The organism is Hymenobacter sp. 15J16-1T3B, from assembly GCF_020711235.1.
In the GTDB taxonomy this organism is placed as follows: domain Bacteria; phylum Bacteroidota; class Bacteroidia; order Cytophagales; family Hymenobacteraceae; genus Solirubrum.
This window is the reverse complement of the sequence record NZ_JAJFAV010000003.1, coordinates 12,682-35,733: the sequence shown is the minus strand read 5'-3', so window position 1 is coordinate 35,733 and position 23,052 is coordinate 12,682. Positions and strand designations below refer to the sequence as shown.

The window sequence follows — 23,052 nt, the reverse complement described above, 5'->3', positions numbered from 1 at the left end:
GGCCCGGGCACGGCCGCGGCCAGGGAACTCGTAATGAGCAAGACAGTACAGATTGCGGGGCTGGAAGTGGAGCTGGTGCGCAAGGCCATCCGCACGCTGCGCGTGACGGTGTATCCGCCCCACGGCCGGGTGCGGGTGGCGGCGCCCCTGCGCCTGCCCGAGGCCAATATTCACGAGTTTGTGGCCGCCCGCCGGGCGTGGATTGAAAAGCATCGGGCCCGCTTTGCCACGCAAACGCCCGCGGCGGAACTGACCTACAGCAGCGGCGAAACGCACTACTACCGGGGCCACCCCTACCAGCTGCGGGTGCACGCCGCCGAGAGCCGGGCGCGGGTGCTGCTGCAGGAAGACGGCATCCTCGACCTGTATGCGCCGGCCAGCAGCACTGCCGCCGAACGGCAGCAGGTGCTGACGGCGTGGTACCGGGCCCGACTGAAAGAGCAGATACCGGCGTTGCTGGCCCGCTGGGAACCGGTGGTGGGCGCCCGGGCCGCGGCTTGGGGCATCAAGCAGATGCGCACCCGCTGGGGCACCTGCAACACCCGCGCTCAGCGCATCTGGCTGAGCCTGGAGCTCATCAAAAAGCCGCAGGAGTGCCTGGAATACGTGCTGGTGCACGAGCTGACCCACCTGCACGAGCGGCTGCACAACGCCCGCTTCTGGGGGCTGATGGACCAGTTCATGCCCGAGTGGCGGCAGTACAAGGCCCGGCTCAACCAAGCCGCGCCCGGGGTGCAGCAGCCCACGGGCGCCGATGCGGACTGACGGCGTCCTTGGGCTGCTGCACCCAACCTATTGCCCATTTTCCTGGCCCGTCAACAAGAAAAACCGGCCGGATTCGTTGCCCGCTGTATATGCGTAGATCAATATTCTTAGTGGGGCTGGCATTCCTAAGCCTGCCTGCCTTGGTTACCTATAACCGTCCGGCCGCCGCCCAGACCCTGCAGCCGGCCTCAACTTCGCCGCGCTACGAGTGGCTCACCAAGCCCTACAATCCGCAAGCGGCCTTGGCAGCGCGGTTTGCGCCACCGGCCGGGTGTCAGCGCGTGGCCGTTACACCGGGCTCCTATGGGGAGTGGCTGCGCGGCCTGCCCCTGCGCCCCCGCGGCACGGCTGTGCGGCTCCACGACGGCCGGCTGAAAGACCCGCAAACCGTGCACGCCGCCGTCATCGACATCGACACCGGCCTGCGCGACCTGCAGCAGTGCGCCGACGCGGCCATCCGCCTGCGGGCCGAGTACCAGTTTACCCGCAACTTCCGCAGCATCCACTTTCACCTGACCAGCGGGCATGACATCTGGTTTGGCGACTGGGTGGACGGCAAAGGCTTTCAGGTGCAGGGCGAAGACGTGGTAGCCGCGCCCCGCCCCGCCGAAGCGCCTACCCACGCGGCCCTGCGCCGCTACCTCGACGTGGTATTCACCTACGCCGGCACCAAGTCGGTGAGCCGGGAAATGCGGCCGGTGCCGCTGGCCCAGGCGCAGCCCGGCGACGTGCTGGTGCTCGGCGGCTCGCCCGGCCACGCCGTGACGGTGCTCGACGTGGCGGAGCACCCCGGCACGCACGTCCGCTACGCCCTGCTCGCCCAGAGCTACATGCCCGCCCAGGACATGCACGTGCTGCGCAACGTGGAGGAGCCGCAGCTGGGCGCGTGGTTTCGACTGGCGGCGGTAGATGGCATGTTTGCCACCCCGGAATGGGACTTCGAAGCCGACCAATTGAAACGCTGGCAATAAGCTAACCGGCGCTGTAGGCAGTCGTAGGCAAACCTTATTGCGGACTACTTTGCGGTTATGAAAAAAGTCGTGGTTCTCACCGGCGCGGGCATCTCGGCCGAAAGCGGCATTGCCACCTTCCGCGCCTCCGACGGGCTCTGGGAAAATCACCGCGTGGAGGATGTGGCCTCGCCCGAAGGCTGGGCCCGCAACCCCGCGCTGGTGCAGGAGTTCTACAACCAGCGCCGGGCCGCCGCCCGGCAGGCCCAGCCCAACGCTGGCCACCGGGCCTTGGTGGAGCTGGAACAGGCCTACGAAGTGGTCATTATCACCCAAAACGTGGACGATTTGCACGAACGGGCGGGCTCCCGGCACGTTATCCACCTGCACGGCAAGCTCAACGAGGCCCGCAGCTCCCGGTACGAGGAGTTGGTGTACCCGCTCGGCGACAAAGACCGCATCGAAATGGGCGAGGTGTGCGAGCGGGGCCATCAGCTGCGCCCTAACATTGTGTGGTTCGGCGAGGCCGTGCCGCTGATTGAGCGCGCCGCCGAAGAGTGCGCCACGGCCGATGTGATGCTGGTGGTGGGCACCTCGCTGCAGGTGTACCCGGCGGCCGGGCTGCTGCACTACCTGCCCAGCGGCCGCCCCCTCTACGTCATCGACCCGAGCCAGCCCAGCACTGCGCGCCGCGGCGTGCAGTTCATCCCCGAGCCGGCCACCAAGGGCGTGCCCCGGGTGGTGCGGGAGCTGCTGCAGCAGGAAAATCAGGGCTGAGAACCGCCCGCAGCCGCTGCTCCTTGCACGCCCCATTCGGCCGCGTAGGCTGAGAATTGGGCTTCATCAAACTGTGGTGCCACTAAGCCGAGGTAGCCGTCGGGGCGCACGAGGTAGAGGGCTCCGGCGGCCTCCTCGCGGCTGGCAGCCACTACCGTCAGCGGCAGCCGTTGGCGGGCGGCCCACGCCCGCAGCGCCGCCGGTGGCTCGCCCAGGCCCAGCAGCTGCCAGCCTGGCTGCCGCAGCGGCTCGTAACGCGACTCTGCCGCCCAGGGCAGCCGCTCCCCGCCGCGGACCCGGCCGGCCCGGCCCTGGCTCAGCGGCGAATCGAGGTACTGGATTCCGGTTTGGGAGAGGGTGCGAAACAGCAGCCGGCGCAGCGCGGGCACGCGCAGCAGCCAGGGCAGCACCCGCGGCACCAGCGTGGTGCGCACCCAGCCGGCCCAGACCGAGCCACTGGTGGCCCCGGTGAAGGCGCGGTCGGTGGTGGCCACGAGCTGTCGGGCAAAGGGCATGCGCTCGGCGGCGTAGGTGTCCAGCAGCCGGTCGGGTGCTTGGCCGCGCGCCGCGGCAGCGAGTTTCCAGCCCAGGTTCACGGCGTCGCCCAGGCCGGTGTTCATGCCCTGCCCCCCGGCTGGACTGTGCACATGGGCCGCGTCGCCAAGCAATAGCACCCGCCCGTGGCGGAAGGCGTCGGCCACGCGGTGGTGGACCTTGTAGGTGGAAAACCAAGTGACCTCGCACACCCGAATCCGCTCCAATTGCTCCAGACCGGGGCGCAGTCGCTCGAAAGAAGCCTCGGCCGGGGCCACGCCCGGTGGCAGCAGGCCAATAATGCGCGTACGGCCCTGCGGCATGGGAAAGAAAGCCGAAAACTGCCGCTCGTCGAGGGAAATCTGCAGCAGCCGCGCCCCTTCCGGCGCGTCCAGGCCCTCGGTCACGGTGTCGGCCACGAAAAACACCTGCTCGTAGGTGCCGCCGGGAAAGCCTACGCCCAGCGCGTGGCGCACGGCCGAATGCGCCCCGTCGCACCCGGCGACGTAGCCAGCCGCGGCTGTTTCCACGGCGCCTCCCTCCTGCTGCAGCTGCACCGTCACGCCATCGGCCGCGGCGCTCAGGCCGAGCAGGCGGGTGCCCCACTCCACACTTACCCCGTAGCCGGCCAGGGCCTCGCGCAAAAGCAGCTCGGTCTGGTCCTGCGACAAGGTCAGCAGAAACGGGAACGGACTGAGCCCGGTGCCGATGCTGCCTACCGGCGCCACCGCCCGCAGCCGCCCGTGCATGCGCAGGCCCGCCGCCCGCAGCACTTCACCCCGCGCCACGAACGCCCCGGCCAGGCCGTGCCGGTCGAGCAGCTCCAGGGTGCGGGCGTGCACCACCAGCGCCCGGCTCAGGGGCGAAGGACCGGGCGCGGCGTCCACCACGCGGGGCCGCAGGCCGTGGCGGCACAGCTCCAGGGCCAGCAGCAGGCCCGTGGGGCCCGCGCCCGCCACGAGTACGGGGGTAGCAGTTGGCATGGGCCGACGATTTCAACGGCGTAAGCAGCTCATTTGCCGGCAGAAATCAAAGGCCCGACCAAGCGGCCGCAGGCGCCAGAGCCGCGGAGCCGGCCGATGTTTACGATTGGGTTATCCCAAGAACAGGTTTTCGCGTAGGTAGCCAATAAGCCCGGCCGGTGCCGCAGCCGGCGGGTTCCCGTTCTACCTTCCTCGCCAATGAGCTATTTCTACCGCCCGCTGCTCGCCGCGGGTTTGCTGCTGACGGCCACGCTGCCCGTTAGCGCCCAATCGACCCCGCCCGCCCACCACGTCTACTTGCTCGGTAACACCGCCGGTCCGGTGCCCGAAGCGCGCCTCAAGGCCCTGCGCCGCACCCTGGAGCAGGAAACCACGCCCTTTACCGTGGTGCACCTGGGCGACATCGTGGGCAACGCCGGCCTTTCCGACAAGCAGGACACCACCCGCGCCGGCCTCGAAAGCCGGGCCAATGCGCTGCTGGCCCTGGTCAAAGACCTGCCCAACGGCCGCATCTACTTCGTGCCCGGCGACAAAGACTGGAACAACTCCGGCCGCGAGGGACAGAAAAGCGTGCGGCGACTCGAAAAGTACATTGAGAAGCAGCTGGGTGGGCAGAATGCCTTTATTCCGAGCAACGGCTGCCCCGGCCCCGAAATTGTGGACGTGGCCCCGCTTGTGCGGCTGGTGGCCCTGAACACGCCCTGGTTTTCGCACCCCTTCGACCGCCCCGAGGCGCCCGACACGGACTGCAAGACCATGTCGACGGAGGAGTTTCGGGAGCAGATTCAGGACGTTATCGACGACACCAAGGACCGCAACGTGCTGCTGGTGGGCCACCAGCCGGCCCTGAGCAACGGCACCTACGGCGGCTACCAGCCGCTGAAGCGTCACCTTTCGCCGCCGGTGTTCGGCACCATCAACGCGGCTTACCGCCAAAACGTAGGCACCCCGCGCGACATGGCTTCGCCGGGCTACCAGGAGTTTCGCAAAACGCTGCTGAGCACGCTCAAGGACCACCCCGGCGTCATCTACGCCGCCGCCCACGACTTCAGCCTGCAGCTCACCCCATTTGAGCGCAACTACCACCTCGTCAGCGGCTCGTTTGCCCACTCCGAGCCGGTGGCCAGCAACGCCAAGTCGCTCTACAACGAGAAAGATGCCGGCTACACCCGCCTCGACTATTTTCCCGACGGCACGGTGAAAACCACCTTCCTGCGCTTCGAGGGCGACGACGCAGTGAAAGAGGCGTTTTCGGCTACGCTGTTCCAATCGGCCTGCCTGCCCGCCAGCAAGGAAACGCCCACCAACGCTTTCTTCCCCGACTGCCCCACGGCCCCGAAAGGCGTGGCCGCGCCCAAGCCCGACGCCGCCAACGGCCCCACGGTGACGGTGACGCCGGGCCCGCAGTACCGCGCCCACGGCCTGCAAAAGCCGCTCATCGGCCCACTCTACCGCTCGTCGTGGACGCAGCCGGTAGCCGTGCCGGTGCTCGATTTGAACGCGGAGAAAGGCGGCTTGCGCCCCACCGGCCGCGGCGGCGGACGCCAGACGACCTCGCTCAAGATGATTGCGGCCGATTCGTCGGAGTACACCTTCCGCTCCGTCGACAAGGACGTGACCAAGATTCTGCCGCCGGAGCTGCGCGGCTCGGTGGCCTCCGATATCCTGCATGACATCACCGCCACGGCCAACCCGTATTCGGCCCTGGTCATTTCGCCCCTGCTCGACCGCACCGACATCCTGCACGCCCGGCCGCGCCTGTTCGTGCTGCCCGACAACCAGCAGCTCGGCCCCTACCGCGAGCAGTACGCCGGCCTGCTCGGCACGCTGGAAGACGACCCGTGGGACAAGAAGGAAAACATTGCCGGTTTCGGCGGCTCGGACAACGTGCGCCGCTCGTTCAGCATGTTCCGCCAGCTCTACAAAGACAATGACAACCGCGTCGACGCGCGGCAGCTCGGCAAGGCCCGCGCCTTCGACATGCTGGTGGCTGACTTCGGTAAGCACGAGGACAACTGGAAGTGGGCCGAGTACAAGGAGGGCAAAGGCTCGGTGTACCAGCCCATTCCGCGCGACCGGGACCAGGCCTTCACGCTTTGGAACGGGGCCCTGACCTGGGTGGCCAACCGCGAGTGGGCCGTGCCCAGCATCGAAGACTTCCAGCTCAAGTTCAATGACCTGGAAAGCCTGAACTGGCCGGCCCGCCACCTCGACCGCGCCCTGCTGCAGAGCCTCACCCGCGACGATTGGAAGCAGATCGGCGAGTACCTGCAGCGGCGCATCACGCCCGCCGCCATCGATTCGGCCACGGCCAACCTGCCCCAGGAAATCCAGGGCCTGTCGGGTAAGGATATCAACCGCAAGCTGAAAAGCCGCATTCAGGAGCTGCCCAAGGCCATCGACGAGTACTACCTGATGCTGGCCCGCGACGTGGACGTGGTCGGCTCGAACAAGGCGGAAGTGTTCAACGTGCAGCGCCTGCCCGACGGCAACGTGCGCGTGCAGGTCAGCAAGAAGGACGACGACGGCGCGGCCAAGGGCCAACCCTTTTTCGACCGCACCTTCGTGAAGGACGAAACCCGCGACATCCGCCTCTACGGCCTCGACGGCAAGGACGTGTTCAACGTGACCGGGGACGGTAAAAACAGCATCCGCGTGCGCATCATCGGCGGCGAGGGCGGCGACGTAGTAGCCGACAACTCCAACGGCGGCCGCACCGAAGTGTACGACGTGCCGGGCACCGAGCTGAAGGCCGGCTCCGGCACCGCCGACCGCCGCTCCACCCGCCTGGGCGTCAACCACTACGACCGCGACGCCTTTGAGTACGACGGCTACGCCCCGCGCGGCTCCATTATCTACAACCAGAACGACGGCTTCGGCATTGCTGCCGGCTTCGACTGGGTGAAGCAGGGCTTCCGCAAGCCCGACTACCGCGTGCGCTACGGCATCGACGCGCAGTACACCACCGGCGGCAACCGGCAGCTTACCGGCAACGTGCGCTGGCGCTACCTCATCGGCAAGTGGGACTTCGGCGCCCGCGCCACTTACGGCAACTTCTTCCCCTTCTACAACTTCTTCGGCCTGGGCAACAACACCAGTAAGGACGACAACCGCTACAACGACCATTTCTACCGGGCGCGCTACCGCGGCTACCAGACCGAAGCCTTCTTCGAGCGGGCCTTCCGCGGCAAGAGCCTGGTGCGCCTCGGGCCAGTGTACGAGCAGTACCAGAGCGACTACTCGGCCAACAGCTACATCGGGCAGCTGAAAACCGGCGGCAGCACTCCGGAAATTCCCATTCCGAACACCGACTTCCAGCGCCTGGTGGGCGGCCGCGCCGTGGTCGACTTGGATTTCCGGGACCGGAAGCTGTTCGCCCGCAAGGGCGTGCGCCTCTACGGGGAGCACACCACCTGGCGGCAGCTCAACCAGGGCAAGAACACCTTCGGCCTTACCGAAGCCTTTGCCGAGTACCTGGCCACGGCCCGCCTGGGCATCCCGGTGACCTTGGCCGTGAAGGGCGGCGGCGGCAAAAACTACGGCCCCAGCGACGACATTCCGTTCTACAAGTTTACCCAGCTGGGCCAGCGCCAGAACCTGCGCGGCTACGTGCGCAACCGCTTCACCGGCGACGCTTCGCTGTACCTGAACTCGGAGCTGCGCCTAGCCCTGGGCTACGCCAATACCTCCATCCTGCCCTTCTACTACGGCCTGTTTGGCTTCTACGACCAAGGCCAGGTGTACTACAAGGGCAACGCCGACGGCGGCTGGCACCGCGGCTACGGCGGGGGCTTTTACATCGCGCCGGTGTACGAAACCTTTGCCTTGTCCGTGTCGGTGCAGCACTCGGTGGAAGAAGCCGCGCTGATTCAGTTCGGCCTCGGCTTCCGCATCGACCAGTAAGCCGGCCGCGCACCCAAATCATTCGGCATGCCGAACAACAGAAAAGGCCGGGCTAATCCCCGGCCTTTTATCTTTGTCCTACTTCTCCCGTCACTCCACCTCCGCGCATGGAATACCCGCTGCTGAAACTGGCCGCCATTGATATCGGCTCCAACGCCGTCCGTTGTCAGATTTCCGCCGTGCTGGAGTACGAGGGCACCTACCGGCTCAAGCGCGTGGAATACGTGCGCTACCCCATGCGCCTGGGCGAAGACGTGTTTGCCACCGGCCACATTTCGCCGGCCAAAGAGGAGAAGTTCGTCAAGTTCATGCACGCGCTCAAACTCTTGATGGACGTGCACGACGTGGCCCACTACCTGATTTGCTCCACCTCTGCCATGCGCTCCGCCGACAACGGCCAAGCCATTGCCGACCGCATGCAGCGCGAGCTGGGCATCAAGGTGCAGATCATCGATGGGCAGGCCGAGGCCGCGTACGTGAACCGCGTCATCATGCAGCTGCTGGAGGACAAGCGCCACTACCTGCACATCGACGTGGGCGGCGGCAGCACCGAGTTCAACCTCTACTCAGACCGCAAGAAAATTGCCTCGCAGTCCTTTGAGGTTGGCTCCATTCGCCGCCTGCAGCAAAACGGGCAGCCCGGCGAGGCCCTGCAGGACACCTGGCAGCGCATGGAACAGTGGGTGAAGGACAACTCCCGCCGCTTCCACGTGACGCGCGCCATCGGCACGGGCGGCAACATCAACAAAATCTACTCCCTGGCCCAGCTGCCCGCCGACCAGCCCTTGCCCCGCAAGCGCATCAGCGACATCCTCTCCCGCCTGCGCAACCTGAGCATGGACGAGCGGGTGAACCTCTTGATGCTCAACCCCGACCGCGCCGACGTCATCGTGCCCGCCGGGCAGATTTACCTTTCGGCCATGGAATGGTCAGGTGCCAAGGACATGCTCGTGCCCGACATCGGCCTGAAGGACGGTATGCTGCAGGCCTTGTTCGAGGACCACTTCGAGGAAATTCGCCCCAAATCGGACCACACGCAACGCGTCCCGTACCTGACCATTCAGAACGACTCGGAATCCTAAGCTGCCCTGCTCCTCGCTTAACAAACGAAACGGTAACCCCGGCCGTCATGGCGAGCGAAGCGCGGCAATCCGTCCTCTCGCGGCACGACGCTAAAGCTGGCACTAGCCCCAAAAAGCCACCGCCCGAAACCAAGTAACTATGGTTTTCGGGCGGTGGCTTTTTGGGGTAGTAGGTATTGCGTCGGCGGTGCTACTAGAGGACGGATTGCCGCGCTTCGCTCGCCATGACGGCCGGGTGAATCGGCTTTGCTCTTCTGCCCGCGCCTACACGTTTTCCGTGTCCTCGGCAATTACGGGAGGTATCGGGCCGGGCGCCAGCGGTTCGGCCGGCGTTTCCACCAGGGTGGGCAGGTCCAGCATGCCGTTGATTTCCACGTCCTCGTCGGGCAGCACAATTTCCTCGCCGGCAATCAGGCTGTCTTCGGGCGGCGACACGGTTTCGCCCACCGGCTCGGTCGCCTGCGGTTTCATCAGGTAATCCTCGTACAACGCCGTGTCGCTCATCAGGCCGTAGTTCTTGTAGTAGAACTCCTTGTGCACGTTGAACACCGGCTCGCCCTCCTCCGGCTGGCGCTTGATGTAGGCGCCGTCCTCGCGCATGAGGTAGGTGTTGTAGTTGTCCTTGAGGTTGAAGTAGAGGATGTTGATGGCCTCGCGCTGCAGCTGCGGGTTCACGATGAGAAACAGCGCCTCGATGCGGCGGTCGAAGGAGCGCACCATCACGTCGGCCGAGCCCGAATACAGCTTGGGGTGCCCGGTGTGGTGGAAGTAAAACAGGCGCGTGTGCTCCAGGTACTCGCCCACGATGCTGCGCACCTCGATGTTCTCGCTCAGGCCCGGCCGGCCCGGGCGAAGGCAGCAGATGCCGCGCACGATCAGACGGATGGGCACGCCGGCTTTGGACGCTTTGTAGAGCTCGTCGATGACGTCGCGGTCCTCCAGCGAGTTCATTTTCATCACGATGCCGGCGGGCAGGCCTTTTTTAGCGTTGCGGGCCTCGTCGCGGATGAGCTGAATGAGCTGCTGGCGCATGTCTTTGGGCGCCGTGATGAGGTACTCGTAGTCGTCGGGCTGCGAGTGGCCGGTAATCACGTTGAAGAATTCCGACACGTCGTGGCCGTACACGTCGTTGGTGGTGAGCAAGCTCACGTCGGTGTAGAAGCGCGAGGTGGCTTCGTTGTAGTTGCCCGAGCCGATGTGCACGTAGCGCGTCACCTTTTCGCCCTCCTTGCGGATGATCATGGCCATCTTGGTGTGCGTCTTGTATTTCGACACGCCGTAGATGACAAAGCAGCCCGCTTTTTCCAGCTTGGTGCCCTCCCGGATGTTGCGCTCCTCGTCGAAGCGGGCTTTCACTTCGAAGAGCACCGACACGTGCTTGCCGTTCTCGGCCGCTTTGAGCAGCGCCGCCGTCACGCGCGAATCGTCGGCCAGGCGGTAGATGGTTTGCTTGATGCCGAGCACGTGCGGGTCCTCGGCGGCCTGTTCGAGCAGCTTCACCACCGGGTCAATCGAGTTGTAGGGGTGGTGCAGCAGCACGTCGTGGTGCTTGAGGTACTCGAAGAGGTTTTCGTCGGCACCGGTTGGCAAGCTCAGCGGCTGCACCGGCGCCAGGGGCCGCGGCAGCTTGTCGCGGAAGCTGGGGTGCCGCACAATCTGGTTGAGCCCGCGCAGGTCGATGAGCCCGTTGATGACGAACACGTTGCCGTTGTCAATCTTCCACCGCTCCTTCAGCACATTCATCAGCAGATTCGACGCGTCGGGCTCCACTTCCAGGCGCACCACGCGGCCGCGCTTGCGCGTCTTGAGCCCCAGCTGGATTTCCTGGATGAAGTCCACGTCGATGTCGTCCGACTCTTCCAGCGTAAAGTCGCCGTTGCGCGTGATGCGCAGCAGCGTAGCCGACAGGATGTCGACGTTGCGGAACAGCTTGTCGAGGTTGGCCCGCACGATTTCCTCGATGGGCACGAAGATGACGCGGTCCTTGCGCTGCAGCTCGAAGAAGCGCGCCAGGTTGGCGGGAATCTGCACGAAAGTGAGCCGCTCCTGCCCTTCCTCCGGGCCTTCCGGGTTCATGCGCGTCACCACCCCGAACACCAGCAGCTGATTCATCATCAGCGGGAAGCCGTGGTAGGAGTCGTACACCATCGGGGTGAGCAGCGGGAAGACGGTGTTTTTGAAGTAGCCGTCGGCCTTCTTCTGCTCCACCTCCGTCAGCTCCGGCACGCTCAGGATGTCGAACCCGTTTTTGGCAAACAGCGGCCGCAGCTCCTGGGTAAAGGTCTGCGTCTGGTCGTGCACGAAGCGGTGCGCAAAATCAAGCAGCTTGCGCCGGAACGGCAACTCGCGCAAGCCGGAATAATCCACGCGCAGCTTGCCGTAGTCGAGGTAATTGTAGAGCGACCCGACGCGAATCATGAAGAACTCGTCGAGGTTGGAAGCGGTGATGCCCAGGAAGCGCAGGCGGTCGAGCACGGAGCGGCTGCCGTCGCGGGCCTGGTCGAGCACACGGTAGTTAAAGCGCAACCAGCTCAGGTCGCGGCTGATGTATTTGCTTTTGCGGATGAGGTCCGACGACTTAAACAGCTTCATAAAGGGAAAAAACTACCCGCGTATTCGGGCCAGCCCGCGCGAGGTTGCGCAGAGTTACGAAATAATGGCCGTGGCTTCAATTTCCACCTGCAGGCGCGGGTCGATCAAGGCGCTGACCTCAATCATGGTGCTGGCCGGCCGAATGGCGTGAAACACTTCGCCGTGGGCCTTGCCCACCGCTTCCCAGTGTCGGATGTCCGTCACGTAAATGCGCGTGCGCACCACGTCGGCCATGGTGGCGCCGGCCTCGGCCAGGGCATCGGCTATTTTCTCCAGAATGCGCTTGGTCTGCGAGTACGCGTCGCCGCTGGGCGTCGCGTCGCCGTCTTGGGCCGTCGTGCCGGCCACTTCCACCACGTTGCCCACCCGAATGGCGCGGGAGTAGCCCACCGGGCCTTCCCAGGGCGAGCCGGAAGTTATGCGTTGTCTGTTCATAGGGTAAGTTGATGCTTCTAGAACGTTGTGCCTTGCGCCGCCGAGTCACTCCGCCGGCTGACGTTACTAGCCGCCAGCGCGAAAGCGGCTTCGTTGGCGCCTCGGGGCGTTCTTATGTGGTTGTACTGCGAAGCCGGCACAGTGGCTGGACTAGCTCGACCTGAGGGCGGGGTACTGCCCAATTTGCCAATAAAAAAGCCCGCGCAAGGCGGGCTTTTTTACTCGCTCGACGCTTACACGTCCAGCTTGGCGTATTTCGCGTTTTTCTCGATGAATTCGCGGCGCGGGGCCACTTCGTCACCCATCAGCATGGAGAAGAGGTGGTCGGCTTCGGCGGCCGATTCCACCGTCACCTGCTTCAGGGAGCGGGTTTCCGGCTGCATGGTGGTGGTCCAGAGCTGCTCGGCGTTCATTTCGCCCAAGCCCTTGTAACGCTGCACGTTCACCGATTCGGGGCGGCCCTTGGCCAGCTCCTCCACGGCGGCTTGGCGCTCCACTTCGGTCCAGCAGTAGCGCTCCTCCTTGCCTTTCTTCACCAGGTAGAGCGGCGGCAGGGCAATGTACACGTAGCCCTTGTCGACCAAGTCGCGCATGTAGCGGAAGAAGAAGGTCAGGATCAGCGTGCGGATGTGCGAGCCGTCCACGTCGGCGTCGGTCATGATGATGACCTTGTGGTAGCGCAGCTTCGAGAGGTTGAGCGCCTTGTCGTCCTTCTCGATGCCCCGTTCCGGATCGGCCGGCACCCCGAAGCTCACGCCCAGGGCCGTAATCATGTTGCGGATTTCCTGGTTTTCGTAGATGTGGTGCTCCTGCGCCTTCTCCACGTTCAGAATCTTACCGCGCAAAGGCAGAATGGCCTGGAAGGCGCGGTTGCGGCCCTGCTTGGCGGTGCCGCCGGCCGAGTCGCCTTCCACTAAATACAGCTCGCAGATTTCCGGATTGGTTTCCGAGCAGTCGGCCAGCTTGCCGGGCAGGGAAAACGAGCCCATGACGGTCTTGCGCTGCACCATCTCGCGGGCTTTCTTGGCAGCAATGCGGGCCTTGGCGGCCAGAATCACCTTATCCACGATGACCATAGCCTCCTTGGGGTTTTCCTCAAGGTATTGCGCCAGGATTTCGCCCACGATGGTATTTACCGCCCCGTTTACCTCGCTGTTGCCCAGCTTGGTTTTGGTCTGACCTTCAAACTGGGGTTCCTGCACCTTCACCGAAATAACGGCCGTGAGCCCCTCGCGGAAGTCTTCGCCCGATACTTCCACCTTCTCCTTGGCCAGCTTACCGCTCTTATCGGCGTAGGCTTTCAGCGTGCGCGTCAGGGCCGAGCGGAAGCCCGCCACGTGCGTGCCGCCCTCGTGGGTGTTGATGTTGTTGACGTAGGAGTAGATGTTTTCCTGGTACGAGCTGTTGTACTGCAGGGCCACTTCCACCGGCACGTTGCCTTTCTCATTCACCACGTGAATGGGCGTGGGCATCAGCGCGTGGCGCTCCGAGCCGTCGAGGTACTGCACGAACTCAGCCAGGCCGCCTTCGGAGTAGAACTGCTCGCCGCGGGCCACGCCCTGCTCGTCGATTTCGCGCTTGTCGAGCAAGTTGATGCGGATGCCCTTGTTCAGGTACGACAGCTCGCGCAGACGGGCCGCAATGGTCTCGTAGCGGTACACCGTGTCGGTGAAGATGGAGTCGTCGGGCCAAAACTCGACCTGCGTGCCGCGCTCCTCCGTGGTACCGATCTGCTTGACCGCGTACAGCGGGGCGCCGCGCTCGTACTCCTGCTGGTACACGTTGCCGTCTTTGTAGACGGTCACGCGCAGCAGGTTCGAGAGAGCATTCACGCAGCTCACGCCCACGCCGTGCAGGCCGCCGGAAACCTTGTAGCTGTCCTTGTCGAACTTGCCGCCGGCGTGCAGCACGGTCATCACGACCTCCAGCGCCGAGCGGCCTTCTTTCTGGTGAAAATCCACCGGAATGCCGCGGCCGTTGTCGCGCACCGTGATGGAGTTGTCTTCGTTGATGGTGACGTTAATCGTGTCGCAGTACCCGGCCAGGGCTTCGTCGATGGAGTTGTCGACAACTTCCCACACCAAGTGGTGCAGACCTTTGATGCCAATGTCGCCGATGTACATGGCCGGGCGCTTGCGCACGGCTTCCAGCCCTTCCAGTACTTGGATACTGTCCGCAGAGTAGGCGGCGGGGGCTTTTTTCTCTTGAGTTTCGCTCATGTAGCAGCGGTTAATGTTCAGTTCTGTATAACACGCGAAGATACCGAAACATCCCTTTTTAACTAGGTTTTACGGGGTTTTTAGGGGGATTTATTGCGGTTGATAGTACTCCGTTTAGTCCGGTGTGTTCGAAGCCCGGCAGCAGGCATACGCATAGGCGCCTTCTGCGTGCCCAGCAGCGCATTAGCCCCCTAAAACCACGCTTCTCAGCACCCGCCCACAACAAAAAAGCCCCCGTCCGGCCAGGCCGAACGGGGGCTAAAAAGAAGCGAGGCTAGCTTACTTGATAACCAGTTTCTCGACGGTCGTGCCCTGCTCCGTTACGAGGCGCAAGGTGTACACGCCGGCTTTGCACTGGCTCAGGTCCAGCGACTGGTTCTGCACGGCAGCACCAGTGGCGTTTAGCTTGATCTGCTTTACCACGCGACCCAGCGCGTCGGTTACCGTCAGGTCGCGCTTGGTGGCGCCGGGCAGGTTCACGTTCAGCGAGAAGCGACCGTCGTTGCTCGGGTTCGGGAACACCTGCAGAGCTCCGCGCAGGGCCTCGGAGTTCTTGCTGGCCGTCGGCAGTTGCAGCACCGTGTTCAGCTTGGTGATACCGGCTACGTTCACGGTCGGAGCCGCCTGCGTGCCCTGGGCCACCGCACCGGTGTAACCCACGGCGTTGCTGAACATGTCGATTTCGTACTGGTTGATGCTGGCCGTGCCGGTCAGCATGTTGGTCCAGGTTGCCCCGCCGTCGTACGAAATGGAGCTGCCGTTGTTGGCCGAGGTGCCGCCTTCGGGTACGCCTACCGAGATGTAGGTGTTGGCCAGGCCGGGCACAGCGTCCATGCCGGCGCTGCGGAAGTTACCCGAGTACAGCAGCGTGCTGTTGGTCGTGCCACCGTTGTTGGTCGAAAGCAGCTCGTAGCCGCTGGACAACAGACCCTGGTTGGCATTCGTGAAGGCAATGTAGTTCACGGCGTACGGCAGGTCGGTATTAGCGGCCGTCCAGGTCAGGCCGCGGTCGGTCGACTTGTACAACCGGGCACCAATGCCCGAGGTCGGGCCAGTGCCGTCGTCGCTCACGCCACCGTGCCAAATAGTGTTACCCAGCGCGAAATAGGAACCAGCCAAGCCGTATTCCTGCAGGTTCTGCACCTGCGGGGCATTGGTGCTGTTACGCGTCCAGGTCGTGCCGCCGTTGGTGGTGGTGTAGACTTCCAGGCGCGCATTCGCGCCGTGGGGCGTGGGGTCGCCGAAGCACACGCCGTTGTTGGCGTCGAAGAAGTGTACGCCGTTCGGGAAAGAGTCCGACGTGGAGAACGTAGCCGTGGCCTGACGCGTCCAGGTCTGACCGCCGTCCGTGGTCTTGTAGATGCCTTGCTGGGAAATAGTCGAGGGGCCGGTGGCGAAAGCCGCCAACCAAGCGGTGTTGCCGTCAATGGGGCTGATATTGGCCACGTTCAGGCCCAGCGGAATGTTGATGGCGCCGCCCGTCCAGGTTGTGCCGCCGTCAATGGTACGGGCAAACGTACGCGCGGGGGGAGCCGTGGTAGCGCCGGCCGCCGGAATTTCGCGGTACAGGGCCCATACCGTAGCTGCGTTAACAGTGACGATTTTCTCCGTGATGTAGTTGGTCGGCACAGCCGAGCCAACCGACACGATGGACCACGGCTGTTGGGTCTGCGCGTGTGCGGCGGCTCCGAAAAGCACGGCGCAAGCCAGGGATAGTAAGGTTTTCTTCATTTTGAAGGTGTTGAGTGGAAGGAATCCGGGGTTTAGTAGCGCCTGGGTGTGAGGCACCGCAAGGTAATGACTTTGCTGTAAAAACGGCAAACTAAGCCGCAGCTGCAAATTAGCTCCCGTTGCTCAGCGTGCCGCTGGCCAAGTAGTAGACTGGCTGAATCCCCATTTGGTTGCATGCCCCGGGCAGCCGGGCACGTCCAGGGCAGCCCAAACTGGCGACAGAAACCCACTATACATGCAAAAGGCTGCCCCGAAGAGCAGCCTTGCAGTACCCCGTAAGAGATTCGAACTCCTGACCGTCCGCTTAGAAGGCGGATGCTCTATCCAACTGAGCTAACGGGGCAAAAACAGCAGAAGCCGCCCACCGCGGCGGGGCGGGCAGACGGCTTCCACAACGAGTCGGGGTGGCAGGATTCGAACCTGCGGCCTCCTGCTCCCAAAGCAGGCGCGATACCGGGCTACGCTACACCCCGAGCACCAACGCAATTTTAGCGCTGGCAGATACAAAAGCGGGCTTCCCGGAGCAACCGGAAAGCCCGTGGCGGAGAGGGGGGGATTCGAACCCCCGGTAGCCTTTAGAGCTACGGCAGTTTAGCAAACTACTGGTTTAAGCCACTCACCCACCTCTCCGTGTTTGAGGCTTGTTCCCGTGGGCCGCTTGCCCTTCGGGGCAGCAAATATACAAGCGACTTTTTCCAAACCAACCCCGCCACCAAAAAAAATTATGCCCTACGGCCTCGCCAGGGCCTTATCTTTGACTTCCTGCCACCCCAACCCTTGGCGGTCCGCTATGCTTAATTGGCTGTATTCCTGGTCGCAATGGGACGCCGCACTGGCCGCGGCGGCAGGGTTGCTGTACCTGGGCTACGTGCTGCGCACCGTGCGCCTAGCCCGGCCCCTGGGGCAGGCGGGTTGGCGGGCCGGCTGGAAACTGCTGCCGCGTTTGGTGGCGTTTGCCCTGTTGCTCGTGGCCTTGCTAGGCCCCGCTTACGGGCTCACCCAGCGCGCCGTGCGCACCGCCGGCAAGGATTTGTGGTTGCTGGTCGACCTCTCCCGCTCCATGGATGCCGACGACGTGGCCCCTTCCCGGCTGCAGAAAGCCCGGGCGGAACTGGAGGAATTGGTGCGTCGTTTTCCTGCCGACCGCATAGGCCTGATCGTGTTCAGCTCCGAGGCTTACGTGCATTGCCCGCTCACGTACGACCAAGACGCGCTGCTACTACTACTAAATACGCTCGACACCCGCCTCGTGCCCCCGGGCAGCACCGACCTTACGCAGCCCCTCTCCCTCGCCCTAACCCGCGCCGCGGCCAGCAGTTCCGATTCGGCCGGGGCCGCCCCCCGGGCTACCGCGATGGTGCTCGTCAGCGACGGGGAAGACTTCGGTGATAACCAAGAAGCCATTCTGCGCGAGCTGGCCCGCAGTGGGCAGCGCCTGTTTACGGTGGGCGTGGGCACGCCCGCTGGCGGACGCATTCCTAGGCCCGGCGGCTTCTTGCGCAATGCCCAGGGCAAGCCGGTCGTCAGCCGCTTGCAAGCTGCGCCGTTGCGCCGCCTGGCCGAAGCCACCGGCGGTATTTACGTGGAATTGACCGACCGGCGCGACGAGATGCCCCTGCTGCTTCGTGCCCTGAGTCGGCTCGAGGGGCAGGCGCAGCAAGTGCGCACCGTGACGGTGGCAGACAACCGTTACGCTTATCCGCTGGCGGCGGCGCTGCTGCTGCTGGCCTTCGATGTGGTTCTGACCGTAACGGTAATTAAGCCATGATGCGGACGGGATTGTTGTTGCTGCTCTTGGTGGTGAGCGGCTGGTGGGAAGCATTCCGCCATATAGAGGAAGCCAACGCCGCCCAGCGGCGCGGGGCCGCGGCCTTTGCCCGACGTGATTTTCAAGCGGCCGCAACAGCTTTTGCCCGGGCGCGGGAGTTAGGTAGTCGTTCAGCGCAGTTGCAGCTCGATTTAGGCCATGCCTACGCCCAATCGGGGCAGCGGACCGCCGCCCGGGAAGCGTATGGCCAAGTGCTAGCTAGCCCATCGGCCGCGCTGCGCAGCGTGGCCCGGCAGCAGCTCGGCGTGCTGGCGGCTTCGGAGGGCAATTACCCGCAAGCCGTGGCGCTGCTGCGCCAGGCCCTGGCCGACAATCCGGCCAACGCCGCGGCGCGCTACAACTACGAGGTGCTAAGCCCGCTGCTCGGGCGGCGCCAGCCCCCGCAACTGCCGCCGCCTCCCCCGCCGCCCGGCCAGGGCCCGCAAAACCGCCCGAAGCCCGGCACTCAGCCCCAGCAAAAAGCCGAAACGGCACCCGACGCCAGCGGCACTGCCCAGGCGCCGGCCGGGGGCAAGCAGGCCCCCGGCCAGGGTACGCCCCAGGAAATGGCGCAGGGCGCAGCCGGCGGGGCGGCCCGCGGCCTCGACGCCGGCAGTTCCGGCTCGTCGGCCGGCAAGGCGCCGAGCGCGGAGGTAGCTACGGCCGAAGACAACCGCCTGGGCACCCGGCAGCGCGACTTGCCCGGCAACCTAAACGAGGCCCAGGCCCGGCAGGTACTCGAGGCGCTGCAGGCCGCCGAGCAGCAATACCTGCAGCAACTTCCGCACCGCGCTACCCGGCGGGCCGATCCACGGAAACCCGCGTGGTAGGTTTGCGGTTATAGGCAAACAAACGTTAGGCAGTCTGGCCGACTGGCCGGAAAATCCTGCTACTTTTGGCACGCTGTCCGCCCGCCGGGCCGCCCCCTTTCCCGCCTCGAACTCATTCCCAACCCTACCCTACTTACCATCATGCAGACCAAAGAAGTCTACGTCATTTCGGCCGTGCGCACGCCCATCGGCTCCTTCGGGGGCAGCCTTGCTTCGCTGTCGGCCATCGAGCTAGGCAGCATCGCGCTGAAGGGGGCGCTGGAAAAAGCCGGCGTAGAAGCCAAAGAGGTGCAGCAGGTCATCATGGGCAACGTGATTTCGGCCAACCTGGGCCAGGCTCCCGCCCGTCAAGCCGCCCTCAAGGCTGGACTGGGCTACGAGGTGGAGTGCACCACCGTTAATAAAGTGTGTGCTTCCGGCTCGAAGGCCATTATGCTGGCAGCTCAGGCCATCATGCTCGGCCACGCCGACGTGGTGCTGGCCGGCGGCATGGAAAGCATGTCGAACGTGCCCTACTACCTCGACAAAGCCCGTTTTGGGGCTAAGTATGGCCACGGGCAAATGATTGACGGCCTGATGAAGGACGGCCTGTGGGACCCGTATCACAACTACGCCATGGGCAACGCGGCCGAGAATACGGCCAAGGAAATGGGCATCACCCGCGAGGAGCAGGATGCCTTTGCCATCGAGAGCTACACGCGCAGCGCCAACGCGGCCAAAGCCGGTAAAAAGAAGGACGAAATTATTCCGGTGACCATCGAGCAGCGCGGCAAAACCGTGGTTATCGAGGACGATGAGGAATACACCAAGGTTGACTTCGCCAAAGTTCCGGGCCTGAAGCCCGCCTTTATCAAGGAAGGCGGCACGGTAACGGCCGCCAACGCTTCGACGCTGAACGACGGCGCTGCCGCCGTGCTGCTGATGAGCAAGGAAAAAGCCGAGGAACTGGGCCTCACCCCGCTGGCCAAGGTGCTGGGCTTCGCCGACGCCGAGCAGGCGCCAGAGTGGTTTACCACTTCGCCCTCGCTGGCCATTCCGAAGGCCTTGAAACACGCCGGCGTATCGGCCGAGCAGGTGGATTTCTACGAAATCAACGAGGCTTTCTCGGTGGTGTCTTTGGCCAACAACAAGCTGCTGAACCTCGAAGGCACCAAGGTGAACGTGTACGGCGGCGCCGTGTCCTTGGGCCACCCGCTGGGGGCGTCGGGCGCGCGCATCGTGACCACGCTGCTGAACGTGATGAAAAACGAAGGCGGTAAAATCGGCGTGACGGGCATTTGCAACGGCGGCGGCGGCGCCAGCTCGCTGGTGTTCGAAAAGCTGTAATTGCTGGCTCAGCCCGCGCCAGCAACCGGCCCCCTGGCCGTCGTTACGAGGCGTAATCGAAGCAATGGGTCGTGGCTGAAGTGCCGACCATGAATAAACCAACCGCCCGAAACTGGCTTCTGCAGTTTCGGGCGGTTGGTTTTTGTGGGTGGTCAGTATTGTAGCGTTACAGCTGCTAGAGGAAGGATTGCCGCACTTCCCTCGCAATGACGGCGGGGTGGGCCGGTTGCTGGCGCGGGCCACCGTGTTAACCGTCTTTCGCACGTTTGGCAGAATTTCTGCGTTTTTGCGGGCATGAATCGAATTCTGCTGCTTTTGCTGACGCTGCTCACGCTCGGCGCCCACGAGGCGCTGGCCCAGCGGCCGCGCATTCTGACGACGTATTACGACACCACCCGCACCAAAAAGCGCGAGGTCTACCACGCCTTGGTGGGCCGCGACACCGTGCTGGAGGGCGGCTACAAGCGCTTTTACCGCTCGGGCAAGCTGGAAGTGCAAACCGGCTACCGCGCCGGCAAGCCCGACAGCGCCTACGTGGAATTTTTCGAAAGCGGGCAGCGCCGGCTGGAAGTCAGCTTCCGCGACGGGCAGCGCCAGGGGCCATTCCGCACTTTCTACCCCACCGGTAAGCTCGCGCAGGAAGGCTCTTACCTCGACGACCAGCCCAGCGGCACCATTAAGATGTACCACCCCTCGGGGGAGCTGAAACTGGAAACCACCCTGGACAAAGGTCAGCCCAGCGGCGTGGTGCGGCAGGTGTACGCCTCGGGTAAGCCGCAGGTGGAAATGACCTACGCCGGTGGCCAGCCCAACGGCCTCGTACGCACCTATTTTCCGAACGGGCAGGTGCAGAGCGAGGGCACTTACCGCAACGGCTTGCTGGCGGGCGGCTACAAAACCTGGTACGACAACGGCCAGCTGGAAACCGACGTGAGCATGGACAAAACCGGCCGCGGCACCATCAAAACGTATTACCCGTCGGGCAAGCTGCGCAGCGAGGGCAACTACGTGCCGGCTGCTGCCGCCACCCGCGCCGTCACCAACCAGCTGGGCGACGACCTGACCAAGCGCGCCCAGCAACTGGCCCCGGGCACGGCCAACCTCGAAGGCTTGGTGAAAACCTACTACGAAAGCGGCGCCGTCAAGAGCACCCAGAACTACAAGGGCGGCGTGCTTACGGGCGCCGCGCACTACTTCTACCCGTCCGGCAAGCCGGAACAGGACGTGAGCTACGCCAACGCCGGCAAGGACCGCAAGGTCACCGTCTACTTTGAAGAAGGCGGCACGAAGGAGGAGCAGGAATACAAGAACGGCCAGCGCAGCGGTTCCTGGCGCACGTTTTATCCCGGGGGCAAGCAGGTGCAACGTAAGGAAACCTACGCGGGCGGCCGCTTGGTGGGCGAGCAACTGACCTACCACCCCACCGGACAGGTGCAGCGCAAGCTGACCTACGAGGGCGGCCGCGCCAGCGGGCTGGAGCAGGAATATTACCCCTCGGGCAAGCTGCGCAGCGAAACCACGTGGAAATCGGGCAACAAGGTGGGCGCCTACCGCCAGCTGCGCGAAGACGGCACCTTGGAAGTGCAGGGCCAGTTCCGCAGCAACCGCGAAACGGGCGTGTGGAGCTACTTCGCGGCCGACGGCAAAACGGTGCAGCAGAAGAAAACTTTCCGCAACGGCCAGGAGCTACCCGCGGGCAGCAAATAATTTTTTTGGGCTGCTAACCACTTGAACGCTCGACCTCTGCGGAGGCCGAGCGTTATTTTTTTATGCTCAGGCAACGCCTGCCACGCGCTTGCCATCTATACCCCCGAAAGCCGCTTAGCCCCCGCTGACGCCGCTTTTGGGCCGCCCTGCCGGGGCCGCCGGAACGAGTCGAAAAAAAATATTCAGCTCGTTCAATACTTCATGCAACCTACGAATCGTTTCGTAGTCAGTAGCCTGAGTGAATGAGTGAGTGAAAGGCCGGCGGAACCGCGGCCGCCGGCCGACTCTCTCCTATTTGCTCCTGCCGGCGGCCTTAGTTGAATGCCGCGCGACTTCCGGTACTTTTTTCATGCCGGGCAACCCTTGTCGTTGCGCTTACATCTACCGCTGCATAACGCCCCGCTTCCCCTGCCTTTCTGAGCTTTGAAACTTCCCAATAAAAAAATTTACCAAGTACCTTGCTTTACAAAGTACCTGTAATTACCTTTGAACCGTTGAAAGCATCTAACCAGTGCGAGGCCCGGTTCTAAACCCCACGGTGCCGCCCCCCGGGGCCCGCCGCAGCCCCGCCCGGTCACGGCGATGAGCCCTGCCAGCCTTCTGACTTCCAGCGACTCGTCTGTTTTTCTTCCGCAGTCGGCCTACCTGACAGCACTACGTGGATCCGCGGCCACGGCTGCCCGACGGCCTTACCCCGTTCGTGTACCCTTTCCTTTTCCAAAGCCATGTTGTCTTCCCTGTTGACCCGCACGCTGCTGAGCGCCAGCCTTTTCACCGCTTCCGTTTCCCAACCCGCCACGGCCAACCTGGCTGAAACGCCCGCCCGCCCGGCCCTGCAACTCACCGGCTCCTTTACCGGCGTGCTGCTCGACCAGTACACCGGCCGGCCGCTGCAGCAAGCTACCGTTGCGCTGATGCGCCAAAACGGTGACCAGCTGATTGCCGGGGCCCTGACGGCTGAAAACGGCGAATTCCGCCTCGACCGCGCCACCTTCGGCCACTACACTCTGCACGTAGAAGTAGCTGGCTATCAGCCGCTCCACGAAACCATCACGCTGGCCGCGGGCCGCGACGTAATCGACCTGGGCACGTACGCACTGATTCCGCTGAGCGCCACGGCCTCGACTAAAACGGCCACGATGGTTGCGCTGGCTACGCGGCCCTAAGCCCCGCTGCCCCATGCGCTGCTCCCCTGCGTCCGGCCCTCGGCAGTTCCCTCCTACTGCTCCTTTCCGGTGGAGTCCGGGTTGTCACCCATCGACAACCTGACTCCCCGGACCCTGGTCGGCTCCAATCTTGCCTTGGAATAATGCCTAATAAATGCCCGCGGATAATTCCGCCTTTTTTTCGGCCATGTACCTTGCTTTACACAGTACTAGCCACTCACAGGTTCCTTTAGTGCGACGTAACG

15 protein-coding genes and 3 tRNA genes are annotated in these 23,052 nt (G+C 64.0%); 10 read left to right on the top strand and 8 right to left on the bottom strand.

From position 1 onward, the window contains the following. The first annotated feature begins 33 nt into the window (after positions 1–33). From LJ737_RS06045 to LJ737_RS06035, 3 genes are all read left to right on the top strand, one after another. The gene (locus tag LJ737_RS06045) at positions 34–765 is read left to right on the top strand and encodes a M48 family metallopeptidase (protein WP_227763715.1); all 732 of its coding nucleotides are present in this window, start codon (positions 34–36) and stop codon (positions 763–765) included. A 140-nt stretch (positions 766–905) separates the two neighbouring features. Continuing rightward, the gene (locus LJ737_RS06040; RefSeq protein ID WP_227763714.1) at positions 906–1,736 is read left to right on the top strand and encodes a DUF4846 domain-containing protein; all 831 of its coding nucleotides are present in this window, start codon (positions 906–908) and stop codon (positions 1,734–1,736) included. 57 nt (positions 1,737–1,793) lie between these two features. Further along, on the top strand, positions 1,794–2,492 hold the full coding sequence (locus tag LJ737_RS06035; protein ID WP_227763713.1) for an SIR2 family NAD-dependent protein deacylase: 699 nt from the start codon (positions 1,794–1,796) through the stop codon (positions 2,490–2,492). Here the strand turns inward: LJ737_RS06035 and LJ737_RS06030 are convergent. Next, positions 2,483–4,009, bottom strand: coding sequence for an FAD-dependent monooxygenase (locus LJ737_RS06030; RefSeq protein ID WP_227763712.1), 1,527 nt, complete (start codon positions 4,007–4,009; stop codon positions 2,483–2,485). The genes LJ737_RS06035 and LJ737_RS06030 overlap by 10 nt on opposite strands. Before the next feature lie 198 nt (positions 4,010–4,207). On the opposite strand from LJ737_RS06030, the gene LJ737_RS06025 reads away from it, so the two are divergent. Together LJ737_RS06025 and LJ737_RS06020 are read left to right on the top strand one after the other, a co-directional pair. After that, positions 4,208–7,912: a BamA/TamA family outer membrane protein gene (locus tag LJ737_RS06025; RefSeq protein WP_227763711.1), complete on the top strand. Its 3,705-nt coding sequence runs from the start codon at positions 4,208–4,210 to the stop codon at positions 7,910–7,912. Positions 7,913–8,019: 107 nt separating this feature from the next. Next, positions 8,020–8,994, top strand: coding sequence for a Ppx/GppA phosphatase family protein (locus tag LJ737_RS06020; protein ID WP_227763710.1), 975 nt, complete (start codon positions 8,020–8,022; stop codon positions 8,992–8,994). A 264-nt stretch (positions 8,995–9,258) separates the two neighbouring features. Here LJ737_RS06020 and ppk1 read toward each other — a convergent pair whose 3' ends face one another. The 7 genes from ppk1 to LJ737_RS05985 all read right to left on the bottom strand — a co-directional run bounded on the left by ppk1 (position 9,259) and on the right by LJ737_RS05985 (position 16,601). Further along, a complete protein-coding gene (gene ppk1, locus LJ737_RS06015) occupies positions 9,259–11,586 on the bottom strand; it encodes a polyphosphate kinase 1 (protein ID WP_227763708.1) in 2,328 nt (775 codons plus the stop codon). A gap of 54 nt (positions 11,587–11,640) precedes the next feature. After that, positions 11,641–12,021 (bottom strand): RidA family protein, encoded by a 381-nt coding sequence (locus LJ737_RS06010; protein WP_227763707.1) that lies wholly within the window; start codon positions 12,019–12,021, stop codon positions 11,641–11,643. Positions 12,022–12,254: 233 nt separating this feature from the next. After that, positions 12,255–14,240, bottom strand: coding sequence for a DNA topoisomerase (ATP-hydrolyzing) subunit B (gene gyrB / locus LJ737_RS06005; RefSeq protein WP_227763706.1), 1,986 nt, complete (start codon positions 14,238–14,240; stop codon positions 12,255–12,257). Between the two features lie 279 nt (positions 14,241–14,519). After that, the gene (locus LJ737_RS06000) at positions 14,520–15,971 is read right to left on the bottom strand and encodes a T9SS type A sorting domain-containing protein (RefSeq protein WP_227763705.1); all 1,452 of its coding nucleotides are present in this window, start codon (positions 15,969–15,971) and stop codon (positions 14,520–14,522) included. Between the two features lie 269 nt (positions 15,972–16,240). Beyond that, positions 16,241–16,314 (bottom strand) — tRNA-Arg (locus LJ737_RS05995). A gap of 56 nt (positions 16,315–16,370) precedes the next feature. Further along, positions 16,371–16,444 (bottom strand) — tRNA-Pro (locus LJ737_RS05990). A 66-nt stretch (positions 16,445–16,510) separates the two neighbouring features. Beyond that, positions 16,511–16,601: transfer RNA gene (locus LJ737_RS05985), tRNA-Ser, on the bottom strand. Positions 16,602–16,761: 160 nt separating this feature from the next. On the opposite strand from LJ737_RS05985, the gene LJ737_RS05980 reads away from it, so the two are divergent. From LJ737_RS05980 to LJ737_RS05960, 5 genes are all read left to right on the top strand, one after another. Continuing rightward, entirely contained in the window at positions 16,762–17,739 is a 978-nt protein-coding gene (locus LJ737_RS05980; protein ID WP_227763704.1) for a vWA domain-containing protein, read from the top strand. Positions 17,740–17,918: 179 nt separating this feature from the next. Next, complete coding sequence (locus LJ737_RS05975) at positions 17,919–18,608, top strand: hypothetical protein (protein ID WP_227763703.1); 690 nt, start codon at positions 17,919–17,921, stop codon at positions 18,606–18,608. Between the two features lie 141 nt (positions 18,609–18,749). Next, complete coding sequence (locus LJ737_RS05970; RefSeq protein WP_227763701.1) at positions 18,750–19,934, top strand: acetyl-CoA C-acyltransferase; 1,185 nt, start codon at positions 18,750–18,752, stop codon at positions 19,932–19,934. A 294-nt stretch (positions 19,935–20,228) separates the two neighbouring features. Next, on the top strand, positions 20,229–21,641 hold the full coding sequence (locus LJ737_RS05965; RefSeq protein ID WP_227763699.1) for a toxin-antitoxin system YwqK family antitoxin: 1,413 nt from the start codon (positions 20,229–20,231) through the stop codon (positions 21,639–21,641). A gap of 725 nt (positions 21,642–22,366) precedes the next feature. Beyond that, on the top strand, positions 22,367–22,807 hold the full coding sequence (locus LJ737_RS05960; RefSeq protein ID WP_227763698.1) for a carboxypeptidase regulatory-like domain-containing protein: 441 nt from the start codon (positions 22,367–22,369) through the stop codon (positions 22,805–22,807). Positions 22,808–23,052: the final 245 nt, after the last annotated feature.

Coding starts and splice junctions, on each gene's coding strand:
- LJ737_RS06045 (WP_227763715.1), top strand. CDS start 34: ATGAGCAAGACAGTACAGATTGCGGGGCTGGAAGTGGAGCTGGTGCGC.
- LJ737_RS06035 (WP_227763713.1), top strand. CDS start 1,794: ATGAAAAAAGTCGTGGTTCTCACCGGCGCGGGCATCTCGGCCGAAAGC.
- LJ737_RS06030 (WP_227763712.1), bottom strand. CDS start 4,009: ATGCCAACTGCTACCCCCGTACTCGTGGCGGGCGCGGGCCCCACGGGC.
- LJ737_RS06025 (WP_227763711.1), top strand. CDS start 4,208: ATGAGCTATTTCTACCGCCCGCTGCTCGCCGCGGGTTTGCTGCTGACG.
- LJ737_RS06020 (WP_227763710.1), top strand. CDS start 8,020: ATGGAATACCCGCTGCTGAAACTGGCCGCCATTGATATCGGCTCCAAC.
- ppk1 (WP_227763708.1), bottom strand. CDS start 11,586: ATGAAGCTGTTTAAGTCGTCGGACCTCATCCGCAAAAGCAAATACATC.
- LJ737_RS06010 (WP_227763707.1), bottom strand. CDS start 12,021: ATGAACAGACAACGCATAACTTCCGGCTCGCCCTGGGAAGGCCCGGTG.
- gyrB (WP_227763706.1), bottom strand. CDS start 14,240: ATGAGCGAAACTCAAGAGAAAAAAGCCCCCGCCGCCTACTCTGCGGAC.
- LJ737_RS06000 (WP_227763705.1), bottom strand. CDS start 15,971: ATGAAGAAAACCTTACTATCCCTGGCTTGCGCCGTGCTTTTCGGAGCC.
- LJ737_RS05980 (WP_227763704.1), top strand. CDS start 16,762: ATGCTTAATTGGCTGTATTCCTGGTCGCAATGGGACGCCGCACTGGCC.
- LJ737_RS05970 (WP_227763701.1), top strand. CDS start 18,750: ATGCAGACCAAAGAAGTCTACGTCATTTCGGCCGTGCGCACGCCCATC.
- LJ737_RS05965 (WP_227763699.1), top strand. CDS start 20,229: ATGAATCGAATTCTGCTGCTTTTGCTGACGCTGCTCACGCTCGGCGCC.
- LJ737_RS05960 (WP_227763698.1), top strand. CDS start 22,367: ATGTTGTCTTCCCTGTTGACCCGCACGCTGCTGAGCGCCAGCCTTTTC.